Source organism: Pontibacillus chungwhensis (genome assembly GCF_030166655.1).
In the GTDB taxonomy this organism is placed as follows: domain Bacteria; phylum Bacillota; class Bacilli; order Bacillales; family BH030062; genus Pontibacillus.
Genome location: NZ_CP126446.1, coordinates 3,020,993 through 3,044,490, shown reverse-complemented (window position 1 = coordinate 3,044,490; position 23,498 = coordinate 3,020,993). Strand labels below are relative to the sequence as shown.

Genomic DNA, 23,498 nt, shown 5'->3' with positions numbered 1-23,498 from the left:
ACAATTGGAAAGGGCCGATGCCACATACCTCTGAGGAGACGTTAGGATTACGAATCGTTTTCATGTATAATGGACGTAAAGTTTATGTGAAAGGGAGATTCTTGTGTTTCGTTGGTTATTAATTTTTATTTTAGTTGTCCCGGCACTTGAGATCGGAGTGCTTGTTTGGGCCGGAAACCTTGTAGGTCCTTGGTGGGTTATCCTGCTCATTATTGCTACAGGGATCCTTGGAGCGTTTTTAGCTAAGAAGCAAGGAATGGAGACGCTCAATCGCGCAAGAGATCATGTACAGCGCGGTATGGTTCCACAAGAGGAGATCTTTGACGGGGTTTGTATCCTAATTGGGGCCGTGGTGTTGTTTACACCTGGTTTTATTACCGACGCAATTGGTTTCATTCTGCTCCTCCCGATCACTCGAATGCCATTAAAACGTTCGCTCCAAAAGGCGGTCAAGCGCATGATGGAGAATGGAACGATTACGATATTTAGAAGATAGAAGAGAAGTTTATGTAAAAAGTCCAGAATTCGATTCTGGACTTTTTTTATTACTTTGTTTTTATAAAGAACTTGTTTTCCCTATAATGTATCCCCATATCTCTTTAAAGACTCCGCTTTGATGAAGAGTATTTATAATGACGAGCGAAACTGGACCAATGATAAGCCCGAGGAATCCAAAGAGTTGAAAGCCTACAAATAAAGCCATTAACGTCGCAAGAGGGTCTAATCCAATGTTTGATGAAAGCACTTTAGGCTCCATCATCTGTCGTTGAATGATTACGATGGTATATAAAATAGAGAGTCCAATAGTGAGAAAATAGTTTCCGGTAAAGAACATGTATACAATCCATGGAACAAATACAAACCCGGTCCCCAAATAAGGAAGGAGGTCCACTGCTCCTGTTAGAATGGCTATGGTTACAGCGTATTCAACCCGTAAGATAAGTAATCCAAGGAGAACAATGAAGGCTGTTATGGAAATCAGTGTGAATTGAGCTTTAACAAAACCAAGAAGTGCTTTTTGCAGCCCGTCAAAAACATTCACACCCGATTCGGCTACTTTAGAAGGAGTGAATTGCTTAATTCTCCTACCAAGCTTATACCAGTCTTTGCTGATAAAGAAGGTGCCAAGCAATGAAAAAATTAACACAGTCGCGAAGTTCGGAAGTTTCTTAAGATAAGAAGGGATGGCGTTTAGAATTTCCCCAAGTAATTCAGCCCCACTTTGGGCAATATTGGCCCCGACATTTTGGATCTGAGTGATGATTTCTTGTTGTTGAGAGGCGTCTAAGGTATTCATAAAGGAAGTCAGTCGTTCATACAGCGGGACAATTTGGTACGTTAATAGGTTTTCAAGGTAAGAGATTAACGTTTTAAAATGATCGGGTAGCTGCATTCCTAGATACGTAAAGCCGTCAATGAGTTCCACTACTAAGAGAGTAATGATCCCGATAATGGCTCCTAGTAAGAGTAAGATCGCAATAAAGACAGCCAGGCTTCTTGGGGTGTGGAGACGCTTTTCTAATACCGTTACTAGAGGGTTAATTAAATAAGCAATGCATAGAGCAATAATAAAAGGATAAAGGTATGTCCATAATAAAAAGGTCGCATAAATAGCTGAGATCAGAATGATTCCAACCAATAGACTTCTTATTACACGAGCTAAAATTAGCCAGACTTGGTCTTGATCCATCTCTTTAACTTTCCTCCTCTATAGAATGGTGAAAGGAACTGCAAATAGAACGCTTTGTTTAAATGAATAGGGGTGTGATAAGATTACATATGGTTTTTGCTTAAAGTAAAGTTGGAGGGGAACAAATGGTTATATCACAGTCTACTATTTTCTTACTTATATTATTCTTATTAGGACTCATTGGAAAAAATCAATCTATTATGATTGCTGTGTACGTGTTAGCTGGATTAAAGCTTTTTAAATTAGATGAGAAGGTGTTCCCGTTCTTTGAATCAAAAGGAATGAGTATTGGTGTGACGATAATCACGATCTCAGTCTTAATTCCTATTGCTACAGGAGAAATTGGTTTTAAAGAACTCGCCGGAAGTGTGAAGTCTTATTATGCTTGGATTTGTTTAGGAGCAGGAATGTTTGTCGCTTTTGTTGCACGGGATGGACTAAGCTTGCTAGCAAGCGACCCACAATTAACAACTGCTTTGATCATTGGAACCATTCTTGCTGTTGTTTTCTTTAATGGTGTTGCCGTTGGCCCCCTTATTGGGGCGGGGATAGCTTATATGGCGATGAAGTTGGTTGATAGTATTGTTAAATTATTCTAATAAAGAAAAAGGGTTAGGGAAGTTCTCATAAGCAGAGAACTTCCTTTTTTATAGATTCAGAAAAAGATAAAATGTTATTAGGATTTTTTGTTTTGTTGGTGAACAGTTAAAGAAATTTAAGGAAAATAGATGTTTTAATCACCTGATTTAAAGGAATAATTCCCATATCCGTTGTAGATTTTTTCAGAAAATTAAACGGTTTCATTTCACAAAAATCTGATATTTGTTTATAATTGTTTATGGGGATGATATCCTGAAAATTTTTTAATAAATATGTTAAGCGTTTTCTTTGATTTTACATAGGGAACGTATACGGGGAAAAAACAGGGAAAAAAGGAGAGAGTATCAATGGCAGCTACAAAAGGTTTAGAAGGGATTATTGCAACGGAATCCTCTATCAGTTCTATTATTGATGACCAACTCACCTATGTGGGGTACAACATTGATGATTTAGCTCAAAATTCTAGTTTTGAAGAAGTGATCTACCTTCTTTGGAATAAGAAGTTACCTACAAAGGATGAGCTTGATCACTTTAAGGGTGAGTTAAATAGAGAGATGGCGATTCCTCAATCAGTGGTCGACCATCTGAAATCATATGATCTGGAATCGGTTCACCCTATGGCAGCGTTGCGCACCGCCGTTTCCATTCTAGGGTTAAACGATGAAGAGGCCGACGTGATGGAAGCAAGCGCAAATAAGCGTAAAGCGATCCGCATTCAGGCAAAAATGCCAGCAATCGTTACAGCTTTTGCTCGTATTCGTAGAGGACAAGAACCCGTTCAACCAAAAGAAGGTTTAAGCTTTGCAGCGAACTTCTTGTACATGCTTAATGATGAAGAACCAAAAGATCTTGAAGTGGAAGCTGTCAATAAAGCACTTGTGCTTCATGCTGACCATGAGTTAAACGCTTCTACCTTTACAGCGCGTGTTTGCGTGGCGACCTTATCAGATATTTATAGTGGTATTACTTCCGCGATCGGGGCGTTAAAAGGACCACTACATGGTGGGGCGAATGAGCGCGTTATGAAAATGTTGACAGAGATTGGCGATGAAGATCGCGCGATCGATGCGATTAAAGAAAAGCTTGAAAACAAAGAAAAGATTATGGGTATGGGGCACCGTGTCTATCAGAACGGGGATCCTCGTGCGAAGCACTTGAAAGAAATGTCTCGTGAACTTACTGAGCTTACCGGAAATTCGAAGTGGTATAACATGTCAGTGAAAATTGAAGATTATATCAAAGAGCACAAAGGGCTTCCTGCCAACGTCGATTTCTATTCCGCGTCTGTTTACCATAGCCTTGGTATCGACCATGACTTGTTCACACCACTATTTGCTGTGAGTCGTGCTTCTGGTTGGTTAGCGCATATTTTAGAACAGTATGACAATAACCGTCTGATCCGTCCACGTGCTGAGTATACAGGGCCAACAGGCCAAACGTATACACCAATTGAAAATCGTTAATCTATGAAACTAGCATAAGGGAGGCTTTTGAGAACGGTATGGCCGACTTAAGTCTACCCTTTTGAACTTTTTTATTATTTGATTTTAGTATTCGTATGATATGATTATAGTGAGAATATTTGCAATGATTTAGGAGGGGTTATCAGTGACACAAGCTGAAAAAATTACAGTAGAAAATGGCGAAATGAACGTACCAAATAATGCTATCATTCCATATATTGAAGGGGATGGAATCGGACCAGATATTTGGGCTGCGGCGAGTAAAGTAATTGAAGCAGCTGTTCAGAAAGCATATGGCGACACTAAATCAATCGAATGGAAAGAAGTTTACGCAGGTCAAAAAGCTTACGATAAGACTGGCGAATGGCTTCCTAAAGAAACACTTGATACAATCCGTGATTACAAAATTGCGATCAAAGGGCCTCTTACAACACCAATTGGCGGAGGTATTCGTTCATTAAACGTTGCTTTACGTCAGGAGTTAGACCTTTTCACTTGTCTACGCCCTGTACGTTGGTTTGAAGGTGTACCGTCACCTGTTAAGCGTCCACAAGATACGGATATGGCGATTTTCCGTGAGAACACAGAAGACATTTACGCAGGTATTGAGTGGCAAAAAGGAACACCTGAAGCGAAAAAGGTAATCGACTTCTTACAAAACGAAATGGGCGTACATAATATTCGTTTCCCTGAAACGTCTGGAATTGGCGTAAAACCGATTTCTGAAGAAGGAACTAAGCGTCTTGTACGTTCTGCAATTGAATATGCGCTTCGTGAAGGTCGCCGCAATGTAACACTTGTTCACAAAGGAAACATCATGAAATTTACTGAAGGTGCCTTCAAAGCATGGGGCTATGAAGTAGCTGAACAAGAATTCGGTGATAAAGTCTTCACATGGAGACAGTATGACGAAATCGTTGAAAAAGAAGGAAAAGAAGCTGCGAACAAAGCACAAGATGCTGCTGAAGCTGAAGGCAAGATGATTGTGAAAGATGCGATTGCAGATATCTTCTTACAACAAATCTTAACTCGTCCAAAAGAATTTGATGTCGTTGCGACAATGAACCTTAACGGAGATTACGTTTCTGATGCACTTGCTGCACAAGTAGGTGGAATTGGTATTGCTCCTGGTGCTAATATTAACTTTGAAACAGGCCATGCTATTTTTGAAGCAACTCACGGAACTGCACCTAAGTACGCGGGTATGGATAAAGTGAATCCATCTTCTGTTATTCTTTCTGGTGTACTTATGCTTGAACACCTTGAGTGGAGAGAAGCAGCAGACCTTATTACTAAAGCTATGGATAAAACAATTGGTAATAAGACCGTAACGTACGACTTTGCTCGTATGATGGATGGTGCTACTGAAGTGAAGTGTTCCGAATTCGGTGATGCACTTATCAAAAACATGGACTAATCTTAGGATTGGAAGGGGATTAATATGGCCATTCAAAGAAGAAAAGTATCCGTTATTGGCGCTGGCTTCACTGGAGCAACAACAGCACTTATGATTGCGCAAAAAGAGCTTGCGGATGTAGTGCTTGTTGATGTGCCCGATATGGAAAAACCAACTCAAGGAAAAGCGCTGGATATGCTTGAGGCTAGCCCTGTGCAAGGTTTTGATGCAGACATTAAAGGGACATCGAACTATGAAGATACAGCTGGCTCTGATCTTGTGATCATTACCGCTGGAATCGCTCGTAAACCAGGAATGAGTCGTGACGACTTAGTCGCTACGAACTCAAAAATCATGAAGACTGTTACAAAGGAAATCGTTCGCCATTCTCCGGAAACGACGATTCTTGTGTTAACAAACCCTGTTGATGCTATGACCTATTCAGTCTTTAAAGAATCTGGTTTCCCGAAACATCGTGTCATCGGCCAAAGTGGCGTGTTAGACACAGCTCGTTTCCGTACTTTCATTGCTCAAGAACTAAACTTATCTGTTAAAGATATTACAGGTTTTGTACTTGGTGGGCACGGAGATGATATGGTACCACTTATTCGCTATTCCTATGCAGGTGGAATTCCACTTGAGAAGCTTATATCTTCAGAACGTCTAGAAGAAATTGTGGAACGTACTCGTAAAGGCGGCGGCGAAATCGTAGGCTTACTTGGTAATGGTAGTGCTTACTATGCTCCTGCTGCTTCCTTAACGGAAATGGCTGAGGCGATCTTGAAAGATCAGCGTCGTGTTTTACCTGCCATTGCTTATTTAGAAGGAGAGTACGGATACAAAGATATTTATCTTGGCGTACCAACCATCCTAGGTGGAAATGGTATTGAAGAAATTATTGAGCTTGACCTAACAGAGGATGAAAGAACTCAGTTAGATAAATCTGCTGACTCTGTTAAAAAAGTTATGGAAGTAGTACAATAAATGTAATCCAAGAAAAGCTGTCCTCGAATTAGGACAGCTTTTCTAATCAAACATAAGAAAACGCTTACATTTTTGGAGGTGGAGAATATGCTTGGCAAGAGAAGAAAGCTTGGCAAAAAAATAAAAGAAGTTACGGTTGGAGAAGTGTACACAGAAACGATGTCCATTGAAGATAAAGATATCTTACTTTATCTCGGATTAACAAGTGATGCCAATCCGTTATACATTCAACATGACTATGCTTCACAGACTCCTTATAAGCGTCCTTTAGTGCCATCGGTAATGCTATACGGAATGGTGTCTTCCCTGGTTTCCTCACACTTGCCTGGCCCAGGATGCCATATTACAGAACAACTGCTTCGTTACCCAACCCCCTTACACCACTATTCAGAAGTAACCATCACGGTCAAAGTAACCGAAGTCAATGAACACGAACATAACGTAAAGCTTCAGGTGCACGGAGAAAACGAAGACAGCGAAGAGGTCATCGCAGGTACCTTAACCGTTACCCCAGCCTTTGAACCAGAATCCATGACAGCTCGCTCACTGGAAAATTTCTATTAAGAAGAATGCTTAAGTAAATCCCTCTATGAAAAATAGAGGGATTTTTATATACATTAAAAATGGGGATTATTGTTAAAAAGTATGTTTATGGGGGGAGGCAGGTTAGATAGAGGGTCGCAGCTAAACGTTTTAACGAATGCAATTCCACATAATGGGGGGAGGATATCTGGGGAATTCCCCCGTTAAATAATTGTAAAGTTATTGTAAAGAAAAGTATGAACTCCCTAAATGTGCTTTTATTAAAACTGTGATTCATTGTATGATGAAGGTAGAAAAAGAAATAGAGGTGGATGCGAGATGGCTCAAAACATTTTAATCGTAGACGACGAAGAATCGATTGTAACGTTGTTAAAATATAATATAGAACAATCAGGCTTTGAAACGGAAGTAGCCTATACAGGTGCTGAGGCCTTAGAGAAAGCTAATGAACAATTCTTTGATCTTATTGTATTAGATGTTATGCTCCCCGAAATGGATGGGATGGAAGTATGTAAGCAACTTAGACAGAAGCAAGTTCAGACGCCTATTCTAATGCTAACCGCTAAGGATGATGAATTTGATAAAGTGTTAGGGCTAGAACTCGGAGCAGACGACTACCTAACAAAACCGTTTAGTCCTCGTGAAGTTGTAGCGCGTATTAAGGCGATCTTAAGACGGTCTGGTATGCGTGAAACAACTACCGAAGAAGATGACAACATTCACATTGCTGACTTAAAAGTCTTTCCTGAACAATATGAGGCGACGGTTAAAGGCGAGTCTCTCATACTGACTCCTAAGGAATTCGAACTTCTTCTCTATCTAACTAAAAATAAAGGTAGGGTATTATCCAGGGATCAATTACTAAGCGCTGTTTGGAATTACGATTTTGTTGGAGATACCCGAATTGTGGATGTTCATATTAGTCACTTAAGAGAGAAGATTGAACCAGACACAAAGAAACCCGTCTATATTAAAACAATTAGAGGCTTAGGTTACAAGATGGAGGATCCTTCTAAAGATGCGTAACAAGTATGATTCAAGACCTTTTTTAACGTATTCCATTTTAGCAATTCTCCTCATGTTAGGTCTTGGTTTGGTCCTGGCTCAACTCACGAAGAATTTCTTTGTTGATGTTATTGAAGAGCGGGTTGAGAATGAAGCTGTTTATCTTTCTGAATTTGTGGAAGATGCCTCAGATTTAAGTACGCTTGAAGAACTTAGTACGCAGCTTGATATCGGCCTTGTTTTTATTTCTGAGAATCGACAAGTTCTTTTAAATACAACGAAGCAAGTATTATCGTTAACTACCGGGGAAGTCGACACGGTAGATTCGTATATGAATACTCAGCAAGCAGGCTTTAGTCCTTTGCATGAGGGATATTTGAAAGACCATATGTTTTTCTATCCTTTCGAAGCGGAAAATAGTGCGTTGAATGGGCAACTTGTACTTGTGCTAAAGATTGATTCTTTAACCCATATCACCAGTAACATTTGGGTAATTATTGGGATTACTCTCCTGGTTGGTATTTTGGTTATGGCAACGCTCGGACGAAATATATTTGAGAAATATATTAAACCGATCCGTTCTGCGTCTAATGTAGCCGATGAGCTTGCAAGAGGGAATTACAGAGCCAGAACCTATGAAGGGAATTATGGAGAGGCAGCTGTACTTACGTCTTCGATCAATGTGTTAGCGCGCAATCTTCAAGAGATGACGATGCAGCAGGAGATGCAGAAGGATCGTTTAGAAGCCGTTATTAATAACATGGGGAATGGGCTTATGTTAATTGATGAGAAAGGGTACATCAATCTTGTGAACCGTGCTTTTTTAGAGCATTTTGGCGATAACGAACAAAAGTACTTAGGGCACTTATATTACGAAGCAGTGGAAGAAGCGGAGATTCATAAAGCTGTTAAAGAAGTATTTATGACAGAAGATAAAGTACGCCATTCCTTCATACTTCCCCTCCAGATCGAACGAAGATTTCTTGAAGTATTAGGGGCTCCAATCTTTAATGAGGCCAATCAGTGGAAGGGTGTTGTTCTAGTTTTCCATGACATCACTGAATTAAAGAATCTCGAACAAATGCGTAAAGACTTCGTTGCGAATGTCTCACATGAGTTAAAGACGCCAATTACGTCTATTAGAGGTTTTTCAGAAACGCTACTTGATGGAGCAATGTCAGATGAAGGCCTAAGGGAACAGTTTATTACGATCATATTGAAAGAGAGTGAACGATTGCAGTCGCTTATTCATGATCTTTTAGAGCTCTCGAAGTTAGAGAAGGAAGAATTCTCATTAAATATAGAGCATATCTCTGTACAATCATTAGTAAAAGATGTTATTCCAATAGTTGAACAACAAGCCAATCATAAAGGCATCGAAATCGAGCAATATGTGGACACTGAAGGGTATATCGACGGGGATTCAGCCCGTTTAAAGCAAGTGGTTATTAATCTTGTGACGAATGCGATTAACTATACGCCAAGTGGAGGAACCATTAAACTCGAATTAAAGAACCAGAAGAATTCTTTCCTTATTTCCGTTACGGATAGTGGGATTGGAATTCCAAAAGAAGATGTACCGCGTATTTTTGAACGATTCTATCGAGTAGATAAAGCCAGAAGTCGAAATTCAGGTGGCACAGGTTTAGGGCTGGCGATTGTGAAGCATATTGTGGAAGCGCATCATGGTACGATTGATGTGGAAAGTGAATATCAAAAAGGAACAGCCTTTCATATTACGTTACCTAAAAAGTTTACAAAACGTTAACATTGAATTAATTATATGTAAATAATTCCTTGATATAGTATCTTTATGAAACCCTTTCATCCAAGGTGTTTTCTTAACTGACGGAGGTCAACCCGCCTCCGTCTTTTTTTTATGTCTTTTTTTAAGAAAGCACCAATTTTCTTCACATAGAATTTTCGGAACCTTTTTCCTCCTTAATTCGTAAATGAATGGAAATAAAAAGAATAGGGGGGATACGGGTGACGTTAAAACAAATCTATACTTGGATCGCTATGGGGGTAGCGGCAATTGTTCTTATTATAGTGGGGATCACAAGTTGGTATACGGTTGATGAATCTGAGCAAGCTGTTATTCTAACGTTCGGAAACGCAGAAGAAAGCATAACTGAACCAGGGCTTCATTTTAAAATGCCTTGGCCCATTCAAGAAGTGGAAAAGCTGTCGAAGGAAACATTTAGTTTGAACTTTGGCTATTCACAGGATGATAAAAGCAATAAGAAGCAGGTCCAAATGATAACAGGTGATGAGAATATTGTACTTGCTGACCTCGTCGTGCAATGGAAGATTGTGGACCCAGCGAAATATTTATATCAATCACAAGATCCTGAACTTGCTTTAAATAACGCTACTTCCGCTTCTCTAAGAAGTATCATTGGTACTTCTGAGATTGATGAGGCCTTAACTTCCGGTAAAGCTGAAATCGAAAATGAAGTCCGTGAAATGTTAATCCGTTTAGTTGAAGATTATAATATTGGAATCTCGGTTAGTGATGTAAAGTTACAAGAGGTGGATCTTCCGGATGAAGAAGTACGCACAGCTTTCACAAAGGTTACGGATGCCCGTGAGACGAGTAACACCAAAAGAAATGAAGCAGAGAAATACCGTAACGAAAAGTACGAAGAAGCATTAGGGGAGAAAGATGCGATTATTTCACGTGCAGAAGGCGACAAGGTAGCTCGCATTGAAGAGGCAAAGGGAGATGTAGCTAAGTTCAATGCTCTTTATGAAGCTTATAAGAAGTCTCCTGCAATAACGAGAGAACGACTCGTTATTGAAACCCTTGAAGATGTGCTCCCGAATGCAAACTTATATATTATGAATGATGATGGGAATACGCTCAAGTACCTACCGATCGGAAAGCCTTCCTCCGTTCAACCAACACCGAAAGAGGGAGGGTCAGATAATGAGTGATGAGAATGTGATGGAAATGGAGAATGAGTCGAATTCAAACTATGGGAAGCGGATGATTAAGATTGGATTAAGTCTTATCATTTTGATCTTATTACTCGTAGCGCTTATCAGTAGTGTCATGATTGTGAAAGAAGGAGAATATAAAGTGGTTCGTCAATTTGGTGAAATTGTAAGAATTGAAGATGAGCCTGGTCTTAAATTTAAACTCCCTCTTATTCAGACGGTTAGTACTCTACCGAAGAAAAAAATGGTCTATGACGTAAATGAGAAAGAAATCAATACCCTTGATAAGAAACGAATGATTATTGATAATTACGCCATTTGGCATATTGTTGATCCTGATAAGATGATTAACAATGCCAGAACCATGATCGGAGCAGAAGCTCGTATGGGGGAATTTATCTTCTCTGTTATCCGTACCGAGTTAGGGCAGATGAACTATGAAGAAATTATAAATGATGAAGAGTCCTCGCGAGGAGACTTGCACAAGCGTATTACTGAACGAGTAAATCAATTACTCGCTCGAGATGAGTTTGGGATTCGGGTGGATGATGTTCGAATTAAACGAACCGATTTGCCCGATGAGAATGAACAAACCGTATTTCGGAATATGATTTCTGAGCGTGAATCAAAAGCTCAAGAGTACCTTTCAAAAGGGGAAGCAGCTAAAAATCGTATTATCGCTCAGACTGATCGAGAAGTTACAGAAATGCTCTCAAAAGCTAATGCTGAAGCTGCAGCTATTCGAGCTGAAGGAGAACAGGAAGCGGCTAAAATTTATAATGAATCGTTCTCTAAAGATGAAGACTTTTACCAATTATACCGGACCCTTGAATCCTACAAGAAAACGATTAATGGGGAAACGACGATCATCCTTCCGCAAGACTCACCATATGCAAGGAACTTAACGGGATATTTTGAATAGACAAAGGGCGACTTTTTCCTTCTATTATGGAACATGATAGAATAAAGGAAACAAGTCGCCTTTTTTTTGTGGAAAAGGTATGCAAACGAACGAAGGAGTGTAGACATGACAAATAAACTGGTTCTTATTGATGGAAACAGTATAGCCTACCGAGCTTTTTTTGCTCTGCCGCTATTAAACAATGATAAAGGTGTACATACAAACGCCGTTTACGGGTTCACAACGATGCTGTTAAAAATACTAGAAGAAGAAAATCCGACACATATGCTTGTAGCATTTGACGCAGGAAAGACGACGTTTCGTCACAAAACTTATGAAGAATATAAGGGAGGTCGTCAAAAGACTCCACCAGAGCTTTCTGAGCAATTCTCTCTTTTACGTGAGTTATTGGATAACTTCCAAATAAAGCACTACGAACTAAACCAGTATGAAGCGGATGATATTATTGGAACGTTTGCGAAGAGGGGAGAAGAGGAGAAGTGGGAAGTCAAGGTCATTAGTGGTGACCGTGATTTATTGCAACTCGTATCGGATCAAGTTTCTGTAGCGCTAACGAAAAAAGGGATCACCAATGTTGAAACATACACTCCTTCTTACTTAGAAGAGAAAATGGAAGTTCGTGCAGATCAGATCATCGACTTGAAAGCCCTGATGGGGGATAGTTCTGATAACATTCCAGGTGTTCCAGGTGTTGGGGAAAAGACGGCTGTAAAACTGCTTAAACAATTTGAGACCTTATCAAACGTATATGAAGGTCTTGAAGAGGTTAGCGGGAAGAAACTAAAAGAAAAGCTTGAATCAAATAAAGAAAATGCTTTTATGAGTAAACAGCTGGTGACGATTAACGTAGATACACCTGTAGAGATTGGATTAGAAGATGTTACGTATACAGGGTATGAATATCAGAAAGTGAGTGCTTTCTTTAGAGATCTTGGTTTCCAATCTCTAATTAGCCGAATCGGCGGAGAAGAGGAAGCGGAGAAAGTCCAGGAGTCTCTCCCTGAATTAAAGGTCACCGTACTCGATGAGGTGAAGGAAGAGCACCTGAGTTCCTCCACAGCTCTTGTAGTCGAAATGCTAGGGGACAACTATCATACCGCGAACATAGAAGGTATCGGCCTTGTTCATGAAAAGGGAGCTTATTTTATTCCTGCCGATGTTGCGGTCGAGTCCGAACTATTTAAAGATTGGGCAGAGAACAGTCAGAATAAAAAAGCTGTTTTTGACGCAAAGAAAACCTCTGTGGCCCTAACGCGTCATGGAATAGAGATCCGTGGTATAGATTTCGATATGTTACTCGCTTCTTATCTAACTAACCCAAGCGAGAACCATCACGACATTCCATCAATTAGTCATCGTATGGGATATAAAGAGATTCAATTTGATGAAGAAGTGTATGGTAAAGGCGCTAAAATGAAAGTGCCTGAAATCTCTTCCTTGTCTAGTCATGTTGCTCGTAAAGCGAATATGCTCTTTGAGCTAAAGTCGGTTATGGAAGAACAATTACAATCGAATGAACAATGGGAACTCTATGATGAGCTAGAGATGCCACTTGCATTAATACTTGGGGAAATGGAACATACGGGTGTAAAGGTAGATGTCGATCGTCTGAAAGAAATGGGAGCAGAGCTTGAGGAGCGCCTCAACCAATTAGAAGCTGAGATCCATGATTTGGCCGGTGAGACGTTTAATTTAAATTCACCGAAACAGCTAGGGCCTATTTTATTCGAAAAGCTTGAACTGCCTGTTATCAAAAAGACGAAGACAGGCTATTCTACATCCGCAGACGTATTAGAGCAGCTAAGTGATCAGCACGAAATCATTCCAAAGCTTCTCCTTTATCGTCAGTTAGGGAAGCTGAAGTCTACGTACATCGAAGGATTGTTGAAAGTAGTCCATGATGATGCGATGATCCATACACGCTTTAATCAAGCGTTAACACAAACAGGACGATTAAGTTCCACAGAACCGAACTTGCAAAATATCCCAATACGTCTTGAAGAAGGTAAGAAAATCAGGCAAGCCTTTATCCCTTCAAAAGAGGGGTGGTACATCTTCGCTGCAGACTATTCTCAAATTGAGCTTCGAGTATTAGCGCATATTGCTGAGGATGAGAAACTGATTAAAGCCTTTAATGATAATGAGGATATCCACACACAAACGGCTATGGATGTATTCCATGTTGATAAAGATGATGTAACCGATCAAATGAGAAGACAAGCTAAGGCAGTTAACTTTGGAATTGTATACGGAATAAGTGAGTATGGACTTTCTCAAAGTCTAGGAATTAGTCGTAAAGAAGCGAAGCAATTTATTGAACGGTATTTAGATAGTTATCCAGGTGTAAAAAACTACATGGACGAAATTGTGCTTGATGCAAAACAGAAAGGGTATGTAACCACCCTCATGAACAGAAGAAGGTACCTGCCTGATATTACAAGTCGTAACTTTAATAGTAGAAGTTTCGCAGAACGTACAGCGATGAACACACCTATACAAGGTTCCGCTGCTGATATCATCAAGAAGGCGATGGTCGATCTCCATCATCGTTTGGAAGAGGAACAATTAAAAGCAACCCTTCTTCTTCAAGTACACGATGAATTGATTCTTGAAGCTCCAGAAGAAGAACTTGGAAAGCTTGAAGAGATCGTCTCTGAAGTCATGCAAAATACAGTTGACTTAGATGTGCCACTGCTTGTTGATTCTGCTAAAGGAACAACATGGTACGATGCTAAATAAAGGAGTGAAAGGCGTTGCCTGAGTTACCAGAAGTCGAAACCATCAAGAAAACGTTACAACATCTTGTAACTGAGAAAACGATTGAAGATGTTGAGGTGTTTTGGGCAAATATAATTCAACGTCCTAAAGACCCTCAAGCTTTTAAAGAACGATTACAGGGGCAAACCATTCACAATTTGAAGCGACGTGGCAAGTTTTTGTTGTTTTATCTTGATACGGACGTGTTGATCTCTCATCTTCGAATGGAAGGAAAGTATGGTGTTTTTCAGGGGAATGAAGAGAGGGCTAAGCATACTCATGTCGTTTTCCGTTTTACAGATGGAACAGAACTCCGTTACCAGGATGTAAGGAAGTTTGGGACTATGCATATCTACCCGATTGGAGAAGAATTTAATAGTCCCCCTTTGGATCAATTAGGACCAGAACCGTTTGACCCGCTGTTTACACCTGACCACTTATATACAAAGCTTAAGAAGACATCAAGACATGTGAAAACGGCTTTATTGGATCAAGTGATCGTAACCGGCCTAGGGAATATATATGTAGATGAGGCTCTCCATCGTTCCTCTATCCACCCAGAGCGGAAGGGGAAAGATGTCACTAAAGCAGAAGCTGTTCGTTTACATGGTGAAATTGTTGCTACCCTTCAAGAAGCTGTTGAGCAAGGGGGGACAACCATTCGCACTTATGTGAATACACAAGGACAGATTGGGATGTTCCAACAGCGATTAAAAGTATATGGTCGTGAGGATGAACCATGCGAACGATGTGGAACTGTGATCACAAAGACCAAAGTTGGGGGCAGAGGTACTCATTTCTGCCTTCAGTGCCAACCAGAGTAAACCCTTGTTAAGACAGTAACAGCGGGTAGGCTCCTTTCATATACTATGCGTAAATATGAGAGAAGGAGCTTACCGGCTATGGCACCATTCACTACCCTCATTCTACTTGCTTTTGCAGTAAGTTTAGATAGCTTTACAGTTGGATTTACGTATGGATTACGGAAAGTAGGGCTTTCGCTACGGGCCATTGGAGTAATTGCTTTGGTTTCAGCGGTTTCATTCTTTTTATCTATGATGATTGGAAAAGTCATTGCCCATTTTCTTTCTCCGCACATTACTGAAATGTTTGGAGGAGGAATCTTAATTGCAATCGGAATTTGGGTGCTTTATCAGTTTTTTCGTACTGATCAACCTACTGAGACCAAAGATCCCAGTTCCTATATATTCAACTTGGAGATTAAATCGCTTGGGATCGTGATTCAAATATTAAGGAAGCCAATGAGTGCTGATATAGATCGTTCAGGATCCATTAATGGAATTGAAGCTTTTCTTTTAGGGATTGCTCTTTCCCTTGATGCGTTTGGTGCCGGTATCGGCGCAGCGATGTTTGGCTTTTCTCCCATTACGACAGCGTTATTAATTGCATTTATGAGTAGTTCCTTTCTTTGGATTGGGTTGAAGTGTGGCTACTGGTTATCTTATTTTAAGTGGGTTCAGCGGTTAACTTTTTTACCAGGGTTGTTACTTATTATTATTGGGATGTTGAAGTTTACGTAAAGGAGGCATTGGATGGGTATTGTTATTGGATTGACAGGAAGTATTGCCACAGGAAAGAGTACAGTTTCTCTTATGTTTGAGGAGTATAATATTCCTGTCGTTGATGCTGATAAGTTATCACGCAAGGTGGTTGAACCGGGGCGTGAGGCTTATAACCAAGTGGTAAGTGTGTTTGGAGAAGGGATTTTAAGAGACGATCGGACGCTTGATCGGAAGGCGCTTGGAGAAATCGTCTTTAATGACGAAGGTAAAAGAAAGCAGCTCAATGACATTGTTCATCCGGCTGTTAGGCAGGAAATGGTTAGAGAGCGAGACCGCTATTTAGACCGTGGGGACAAGGCGGTTGTTTTAGATATTCCTCTATTGTTTGAGAGCAACTTAACAGGCTATGTCGACAAAACTCTTGTCGTAGCGGTAGATGAGGAAGTTCAATTGCAGCGCTTAATGGAGCGTGATGAGAGTTCTAAAGAAGAAGCCCTGAGCCGCATACGCTCGCAATTATCCATAACCGAAAAGGTGCGTATGGCGGATGAAGTTATTGACAATAACGGCTCTAAAAGAGAGACCTATGATCAACTAGAAGCCATACTACGACAGTGGAATATATTATCCTGACCGAAAGAGGTTGTTCTTTTAACAAGAATGACCTCTTTTCTTGTCAGCACAGCTTTTGCTAATCTTATAAAATTCTATAGGTAACCGCTGTAACACCCATTCCTTCTCATTGAATGAGAGAGATGTGCATATAGTTTAATAAAGTTTGGAAAAAAACGCACAATTCACTCCCTAGGAAATCTTTATTGTGTTATACTATTCATGCGAAATAACAATAAAGTGTATCATAAATGAGAGGGGTATGCAGAATGAAGTCACGCGTTGCTATTAATGGTTTTGGTCGAATTGGTCGAATGGTGTTTCGCCAGGCGATTTTAGATAAGCAGGTAGAGGTTGTTGCCATCAATGCCAGCTACCCTCCAGAAACGTTAGCTCATTTAATTAAATATGATAGCGTACATGGTCATTTTCAAGGAGAAGTGAAAGCGCTTGAAGATGGTCTTGAAATAGACGGAAAGAAAGTTCACCTTTTCGCATCACGCGACCCACTTAAGCTTCCTTGGAAAGAGTATGAAGTGGATATTGTTATAGAAGCTACCGGGAAGTTTAAAACGAAAGAAACGGCTGGGCAGCATATTGAAGCGGGGGCTAAGAAAGTTGTGATTACGGCACCTGGCAAAGAAGTCGATGCTACGATTGTTATGGGCGTAAATGAGAGCGTTTACAATGATAAGGAGCACGATGTGTTATCAAATGCTTCTTGCACAACGAACTGCTTAGCTCCGGTTGTGAAGGTGTTAGATGAGCAATTCGGGATCGAGAATGGCCTGATGACAACGGTTCATGCGTTTACAAATGATCAGAAGAACTTAGATAACCCTCATAAAGACTTAAGGCGTGCCAGAGGATGTACACAGTCGATCATTCCAACTTCTACAGGAGCAGCTAAGGCTCTTGGTGAAGTAATTCCCCATTTAAATGGGAAAATGCATGGCATGGCTTTACGTGTTCCAACACCTAATGTTTCCCTTGTCGACTTAGTAGTTGACGTTAAGCGTGACGTGTCTGCAGACCAAATCAATCAAGCGTTCCTACACGCTTCTAAAAATGATTTAAAAGGCATTCTTCATTATTCAGATGAGCCACTTGTGTCGGTTGATTACACAACATCTGAATACTCTTCTATTATAGATGGGCTATCCACAATCGTAATGGATGACCGGAAAGTAAAAGTTTTGGCTTGGTATGATAATGAATGGGGCTACTCTAAGCGAGTGCTAGACCTTGTGAAGTTTGTTGGTACTCATTTAGCTGCACGGAAGGAAGCGCGTGTTTCCTGAAATTCTAACGTGTGAAATCATTTGGATATTCCCCCTTTAGTGTTTTATACTACTAACAAAGCTTACAGCACCACGTTTCTAATTTGGGTGAGTAAAAAAACTTATTGCAAATTACAGGGAAACACTATATACTAACTTTTGAACTTCTGAAATACCGGCGAACCTATGACTGCTTAAAGGGTTAGGACCTCTTAGGACTAACTTGCCCCCGTGGTAGTGCATAAGCTTGACGTTTAGAAGTAAACTTTTTTGGTTTTAAAGGGGGACTACCGATGGACACAATGGGTAGACATGTAATTGCAGAACTTTGGGATTGTAATACGGAAAAGCTGAACGATATGACGATGATAGAACAAATCTTCGTAGATGCTGCACTGAAAGCTGGAGCGGAAGTTCGTGAAGTTGCTTTCCACAAATTTGCACCACACGGCGTAAGTGGCGTCGTTATTATTTCTGAATCTCACTTAACCATTCACAGTTTTCCAGAACATGGCTATGCAAGTATTGACGTATACACGTGCGGGGATCGCATTGATCCTAATGTAGCAGCTCAATATATTGCGCAATCATTAGAAGCTAAAACACAAGAAACCGTAGAGGTCCCGAGAGGAATGGGACCAGTCGAAGTGAAGAAATTCAACGTACTCTAATATATAATTGTTCGAAAGAAAGTACTCTCCTAAAGAGTACTTTCTTTTTTTTGCAAGAATTTAAAATCGTCACCGAACTACGCATTCCGACATTTGAACCGAAAAAAGTGAAATTCTTGACAGAAGTCTGTATTTAACCTTTTCGATTTTTTGATATAATAGGTTAGAGGTGGACGTTTATGAATATAAAACAATGGTTTTCAACATATTTTACAAATCATGCAGAAACAAGTGAAGAACACTGGAATGAAATGATTCGCACACACTATTTTAAGACTACTAAAGATAAGGCATTTCCCCTTTTGGAGGATTATTATAGAAATTCGAATAAATATAAGGTAATGTCATCCTCAAAGGAGCATGGAGAGATGAGCCTTCAAACAGTAAAGGGAAAGAAAGCGTTTATTGTCGTTAGTGTCGTTATGGTTCAACCCTTGCGTACGGCTGTCGATTTTTCAGTGACGACTGAGTCTACTTTGCCTTTTGATTTTGGGTACAGCCATAAATTGATTCGAGAACAGCAGGAAGAAATGAAAAAATTACTTCCGTTTTTAGAAACGAGTATGGCTCATAAAATGTAGAGAAATGTGGAGTTGATTTTTCTGTGAAATGTCCTAATTGTAATTATAAGAGCACTAGGGTGTTAGATTCACGCCCCGTTGAAGAGGGGAAGTCGATTCGGCGCAGACGCGAATGTGAAGAATGTCATTTTCGCTTTACTACCTTTGAGCGAATCGAAGAAGTTCCTCTAATTGTGGTGAAGAAAGAAGGAACACGAGAAGAATTTAGTCGTGAGAAATTAATGAGAGGCTTAATTCGAGCTTGTGAGAAGCGCCCTGTTGCTGTTGATGAACTTGAAACGATCGCCATGGAAATTGAACGGGAATTAAGAAACCGTGGTGTTTCCGAAGTAAACAGTAAGGAAATCGGCGAGATGGTTATGGACCGACTAGCTCATATAGACGAGGTAGCTTATGTTCGTTTTGCTTCGGTATATAGACAGTTTAAAGATATTAATGTATTCCTTGATGAATTAAAAGATTTGATTAAACAAGATCCAGAAGGGTAATAAGATTTAGGGCCGCTTGGCTCTTTTCTTTTTTTAGGGGTCAAATAAAGACGTCGTTGAATGATTTACCATTCATGACGTAATAGAATAGAATGAATACACCAAGAATATGAGGAAGGAGGGAGTTTTATGGAACATACATCAATTGGGAAGCTTTTGCCTGTAGACGGATTTCGTTTAAAGGTAGCCCGTAGCATGCCCATGGATTTCACAACATCCCTGACTCATTTATATCAGCCATTGATTGGGAACGAGTCCATTAGTTTATACCAGACGTTACTGTCTGAATATGATCTTCAAGAACAGGCCGGAGACGTTCGTACTCACCATTTATTGATGAGCTATCTCAACCTCCCGTTAAATCATATTTATGAAGCGAGGAAACGATTAGAAGCCATTGGGCTTCTTCGAACTTTTGTTGATCAATCTGAGGAGCACAATCTATACACGTATATCCTTCTTCGCCCATTCACACCGAGTGAATTCTTTGCGGACGAGATGTTATCCTTGTTACTATATCATCATCTTGGTCAACAAAAGTACGAACGATTACAACGTACGTTTTCTGGCCAATCTTCTTCGTATGAAAAAGGGGAAGAGGTGACGTCGTCTTTTGAATATGTATTTTCAATGGGGGCGGTTGCTACTGAAGTACCCCCTTCCCAGTTTGAAGAACAAGATCAGGACCTGGTGGAGAGCCAGGGTGCTAATATCAAGGAAAGTCAAATTGATTTTTCCTACGTAAAGCAATCTCTTGATCAACGGATGCTCCCGGTTCAAAGTATTCTTACTAATCGGAATCAAAAAGTGATTTCTCAGCTATCTTTGTTGTATAATCTAACTACTAATGACGTTGAGAAAGCCATACTATGGGCTCTGAATGATGAAAACCAATTGGACTTATCTGAGTTAAAAGAAGCTTGTCATGATCTTTACCAAAGTAAGGGTGGTCAAAGTGAGGATCTGCAAGTGACTCACAAGCGTGATTCGTTAGCGGTTACGGATCATAATCAAGAGCCACAGAAAGAGCAGCAAGCAGACAATAAAGAGGAAGCGTTAATACAACGTCTTGAACATATTTCCCCGCGAGAATTATTGCAAGATCTGTCCGGTGGCGCGGAGCCTCCTGAGAAGGATTTAAGAATGATCCGTGATATTATGACTCAACAGGGATTAACACCTGGGGTCATGAATGTGTTAATTTATTATGTATTACTTAAAACAGATATGAAATTATCAAAAAACTATATGGAAACCATCGCAGGGCATTGGACCAGACTTCAGGTGAAAACCGTGCGCCATGCGATGCGTGTTGCAAAAACGGAGAATAAAAAGTATCAACAATGGGCAAACAACCGTAAAAGCGGAGGGAAGCGTTCCTATAACAAGAACCAAAAGCAAGACGTCCTTCCTGATTGGTTTAAAGATCAAAAAGGTCAGTCAAGTGACAACCAAGACCCTAAACGTCAAAGCGGGAAATCTGCCTCTGAAATTGAGCGTGAAAAACAAGAGCTGGCAGAAGCTTTGAAAAACATGGATGATTAATGGTTTACGAATAATTTGATTTAAGGATGAGTGAAATGGAACCGATCCAAACAGCTTTGAAAAAATGGATGAGGGAAAGTAAGAACTTTCAAGAGCATTACCAAAGTATGCGCGAGGCAATCTTGAAAGATCCTGATATTCAGCAAATTTTGCAGGAACATCCGAACCTCTCTCATCAAGACGTAGAACGACATTTAATGAAACTATATGAGTATCAATCCCAATCCAAGCGCTGTGAAGGATGTCCTTCTCTGGAGAATTGTCAAAATTTAGTCTCAGGTTATTCTCCGAATCTCCATGTTCAGGGGAAAGAGATTCGTTTAACCTATGAGATGTGTCCTCGTAAACGACAATCTCAGCAGCAAGAGGAGAAACGTTCTTTCATCAATAGTCTCTACATGCCTAAAGACATCGTGGAAGCTAAGTTTAAAGACCTGGATCCCGATGATCGGTATGAAGCCATTCGTCAAGCTATGAACTATACAGAGAATGCAGAGACAGAAAAAGGGCAAAAAGGACTTTACTTCCACGGTCCATTTGGTGTTGGAAAGACGCACCTTCTAGGTGCCATTGCGAATAAGTTGGCTAATAAACGAATTGCCTCTTATCTTATTTATATGCCTGAACTTGTTCGTGAGATGAAATCCTCATTAGGGGATAATACGTTAAAAGAGAAGGTAGAAAAGTTTAAAACAATTCCGGTTCTTATGTTAGATGATATTGGGGCCGAATCCATGTCTTCATGGTTCCGTGACGAGATTTTAGGTTCAATCCTACAGTATCGGATGATGGAACGTTTACCTGTGTTCTTTACATCCAATTACAACTTAGAAGAACTCGAAAAGCACCTGATGACGAACAACCGTGGAGATGTTGAGCAACTAAAAGCAGGCCGCATCATTGAACGTATTAAGCAAGTGAGTAACCCGGTAGAAGTGATTGGACAAAATAGACGTAACTAAAAAAGCAGCTCAAGCAGAAGGCCCCGGCCTCTCTCCTTGAGCTGCTTTTTAATGTTCCGCGGTAGTGATAAATACTTTAAGCTGAGACATTCAAGTATGAAAGTGGCCGTTACGTTTATATGTGCTCGGGCTTTCCCGGGGACAACTCGCTTTCCTGCGGGGAGCTGGGAAGCCTCCTCGCTCGCTTCGCTCTCTGTGGGGTCTCCCCTAGGCTCCTTACCCCGCGGGAGTCTCGCAGTCCCCGGGAAAGCCCTGATTTAATTTGAATAACGGCCTCTAGCCTAAGAAGAGGGAGGAGATTACTTACCACCGTCGGTAAGTTCGCGTCATTTTTGTGTTCCAATAGTGTCGTAAAGAATCCACGGAGAGTTTTTTTTATACAGAATAATCATTTTTCTTGTTTCCTTCCCATATACTGTAACAGTTTCGTGTACCACTGTAGGAGGGAGGGAAGACGTTGGCCGAGATCTATTTTTCTTACAAAGAAGAAGCCTTATCATTCTGTGATTTTCTATTCGCGCAGAATGAAGAAATGAGCGTGCAATGGCATTATCATAAAAAATGGGGTCATGTTGTTCTTGTTGATGAAAATGAGGGGAAAGAAGCTCGTATTGTTCAAGGGCTAATCCACGTCTATGTCATACATAGAGAACGATCATGGCTGACAGACATCATACGGAATTGCTACTACTTCACTGACGATGATGAAGTAGCTCACATATATGAATTGTGTTGTTCTTTTATGGACGAGCCAGATGCATGGGGGGAAGATCATCCTTCTTCTCATCGTCATAGACAAGCGTTGGATCGACTAACTAAGGCATTTGAAGAGGCATTGGGGCAAGGGAAGGGTTTTGCGTTTGATTCAATCATAAAGTTTCGACTACAACGTTTTTACGATGAATTAATTGAGGTTGTGGGGGAAGCGATTGATGAGTATAAAAGGGAACAGGATTACCAGTCCTATATCCAACATTTAAGAGAGTATTTACAGGTGACACCTTCAAAAGTAGAGGCGTTAACAATCGTTCAAAGTCAACCGTTTATATTTTACTCCCAGAAAGGTCATAGGTACGCTTTGGAAGAAATTGAGCGACTAACAGCCGATCACCCTTTATATTTATTTGGGCTTGGTAAAGACGAGCTTGATCTTACGCCGATTATGGCACTTGCGCCAGACAAACTTTCCATTTATGGGAATGACCCAAGTGATGCGAAGACACTGACCGTGATGAACATCTTTCAAGAAAGAGCTGAATTTCTCCCGCTGACAAAATTTCCATTTAAAAGATTATCTCCGTTTTAAAAATGGGCTTGCTTTTCGGATTTATTCCCATTATACTAACTTCTATAAAGTTTAAATTTCATTTATGATCAGTGATGATGAGGATAAGAACGAGATGACACGGCTTATACAGAGAGGGAAGTCTAAGGCTGGAAGCTTCCTAAGTACGACACTTGTTTACCACCTCGGAACTCTGTTTGCGAACCCCTTAGTAGTAAGCAGCGATTCGTCCTCGTTACGGATGTGTGAAT

Annotated in this window: 21 protein-coding genes and 1 pseudogene; 21 read left to right on the top strand and 1 reads right to left on the bottom strand. The window is 40.4% G+C overall.

Annotation, left to right across the window (positions count from 1 at the left end):
• Positions 1–103: 103 nt before the first annotated feature.
• Positions 104–496, top strand: coding sequence for an FxsA family protein (locus QNI29_RS15825; protein WP_231417441.1), 393 nt, complete (start codon positions 104–106; stop codon positions 494–496).
• 60 nt (positions 497–556) lie between these two features.
• Here the strand turns inward: QNI29_RS15825 and ytvI are convergent, their stop codons facing one another.
• Positions 557–1,690: a sporulation integral membrane protein YtvI gene (ytvI, locus tag QNI29_RS15820; RefSeq protein WP_231417440.1), complete on the bottom strand. Its 1,134-nt coding sequence runs from the start codon at positions 1,688–1,690 to the stop codon at positions 557–559.
• Between the two features lie 125 nt (positions 1,691–1,815).
• Here ytvI and QNI29_RS15815 point away from each other — a divergent pair, with 125 nt between their 5' ends.
• The 20 genes and pseudogenes from QNI29_RS15815 (at position 1,816) to ytxC (ending at position 23,268) form a co-directional block, all read left to right on the top strand.
• Positions 1,816–2,289 (top strand): DUF441 domain-containing protein, encoded by a 474-nt coding sequence (locus QNI29_RS15815; RefSeq protein WP_231417439.1) that lies wholly within the window; start codon positions 1,816–1,818, stop codon positions 2,287–2,289.
• A 348-nt stretch (positions 2,290–2,637) separates the two neighbouring features.
• On the top strand, positions 2,638–3,753 hold the full coding sequence (citZ, locus tag QNI29_RS15810; RefSeq protein WP_231417438.1) for a citrate synthase: 1,116 nt from the start codon (positions 2,638–2,640) through the stop codon (positions 3,751–3,753).
• Between the two features lie 145 nt (positions 3,754–3,898).
• Positions 3,899–5,170 (top strand): NADP-dependent isocitrate dehydrogenase, encoded by a 1,272-nt coding sequence (gene icd / locus QNI29_RS15805; protein WP_231417437.1) that lies wholly within the window; start codon positions 3,899–3,901, stop codon positions 5,168–5,170.
• 24 nt (positions 5,171–5,194) lie between these two features.
• Complete coding sequence (gene mdh, locus QNI29_RS15800; protein WP_231417436.1) at positions 5,195–6,133, top strand: malate dehydrogenase; 939 nt, start codon at positions 5,195–5,197, stop codon at positions 6,131–6,133.
• Between the two features lie 87 nt (positions 6,134–6,220).
• Positions 6,221–6,697, top strand: a complete 477-nt coding sequence (locus tag QNI29_RS15795; protein ID WP_231417435.1) for a MaoC family dehydratase — start codon at positions 6,221–6,223, stop codon at positions 6,695–6,697.
• 297 nt (positions 6,698–6,994) lie between these two features.
• A complete protein-coding gene (locus QNI29_RS15790) occupies positions 6,995–7,702 on the top strand; it encodes a response regulator transcription factor (RefSeq protein ID WP_231417434.1) in 708 nt (235 codons plus the stop codon).
• The gene (pnpS, locus tag QNI29_RS15785; RefSeq protein WP_231417433.1) at positions 7,695–9,449 is read left to right on the top strand and encodes a two-component system histidine kinase PnpS; all 1,755 of its coding nucleotides are present in this window, start codon (positions 7,695–7,697) and stop codon (positions 9,447–9,449) included. The genes QNI29_RS15790 and pnpS overlap by 8 nt, the downstream gene beginning before the upstream one ends.
• A 188-nt stretch (positions 9,450–9,637) precedes the next feature.
• A complete protein-coding gene (gene hflK / locus QNI29_RS15780; RefSeq protein ID WP_370635465.1) occupies positions 9,638–10,618 on the top strand; it encodes an FtsH protease activity modulator HflK in 981 nt (326 codons plus the stop codon).
• On the top strand, positions 10,611–11,543 hold the full coding sequence (gene hflC / locus QNI29_RS15775; RefSeq protein WP_231417432.1) for a protease modulator HflC: 933 nt from the start codon (positions 10,611–10,613) through the stop codon (positions 11,541–11,543). The genes hflK and hflC overlap by 8 nt, the downstream gene beginning before the upstream one ends.
• 105 nt (positions 11,544–11,648) lie before the next feature.
• Positions 11,649–14,282, top strand: coding sequence for a DNA polymerase I (polA, locus tag QNI29_RS15770; protein WP_231417431.1), 2,634 nt, complete (start codon positions 11,649–11,651; stop codon positions 14,280–14,282).
• A 14-nt stretch (positions 14,283–14,296) separates the two neighbouring features.
• The gene (mutM, locus tag QNI29_RS15765) at positions 14,297–15,124 is read left to right on the top strand and encodes a DNA-formamidopyrimidine glycosylase (protein WP_231417430.1); all 828 of its coding nucleotides are present in this window, start codon (positions 14,297–14,299) and stop codon (positions 15,122–15,124) included.
• Between the two features lie 33 nt (positions 15,125–15,157).
• Positions 15,158–15,841 (top strand): annotated as a pseudogene (gene ytaF, locus QNI29_RS15760) (sporulation membrane protein YtaF); the annotation flags it as partial.
• Between the two features lie 12 nt (positions 15,842–15,853).
• Entirely contained in the window at positions 15,854–16,456 is a 603-nt protein-coding gene (gene coaE, locus QNI29_RS15755) for a dephospho-CoA kinase (RefSeq protein WP_231417428.1), read from the top strand.
• A gap of 248 nt (positions 16,457–16,704) precedes the next feature.
• Positions 16,705–17,736, top strand: coding sequence for a glyceraldehyde-3-phosphate dehydrogenase (locus QNI29_RS15750; RefSeq protein ID WP_231417427.1), 1,032 nt, complete (start codon positions 16,705–16,707; stop codon positions 17,734–17,736).
• A gap of 272 nt (positions 17,737–18,008) precedes the next feature.
• A complete protein-coding gene (gene speD, locus QNI29_RS15745) occupies positions 18,009–18,386 on the top strand; it encodes an adenosylmethionine decarboxylase (RefSeq protein WP_036784461.1) in 378 nt (125 codons plus the stop codon).
• Positions 18,387–18,565: 179 nt separating this feature from the next.
• Positions 18,566–18,967: a cytosolic protein gene (locus QNI29_RS15740; protein ID WP_231417426.1), complete on the top strand. Its 402-nt coding sequence runs from the start codon at positions 18,566–18,568 to the stop codon at positions 18,965–18,967.
• Positions 18,968–18,990: 23 nt separating this feature from the next.
• A complete protein-coding gene (gene nrdR, locus QNI29_RS15735) occupies positions 18,991–19,455 on the top strand; it encodes a transcriptional regulator NrdR (protein ID WP_036784465.1) in 465 nt (154 codons plus the stop codon).
• A gap of 129 nt (positions 19,456–19,584) precedes the next feature.
• Entirely contained in the window at positions 19,585–21,000 is a 1,416-nt protein-coding gene (locus QNI29_RS15730; protein WP_231417425.1) for a replication initiation and membrane attachment family protein, read from the top strand.
• A gap of 35 nt (positions 21,001–21,035) precedes the next feature.
• Positions 21,036–21,962: a primosomal protein DnaI gene (dnaI, locus tag QNI29_RS15725; protein WP_231417424.1), complete on the top strand. Its 927-nt coding sequence runs from the start codon at positions 21,036–21,038 to the stop codon at positions 21,960–21,962.
• Between the two features lie 457 nt (positions 21,963–22,419).
• On the top strand, positions 22,420–23,268 hold the full coding sequence (gene ytxC, locus QNI29_RS15720; RefSeq protein WP_231417423.1) for a sporulation protein YtxC: 849 nt from the start codon (positions 22,420–22,422) through the stop codon (positions 23,266–23,268).
• Positions 23,269–23,498: the final 230 nt, after the last annotated feature.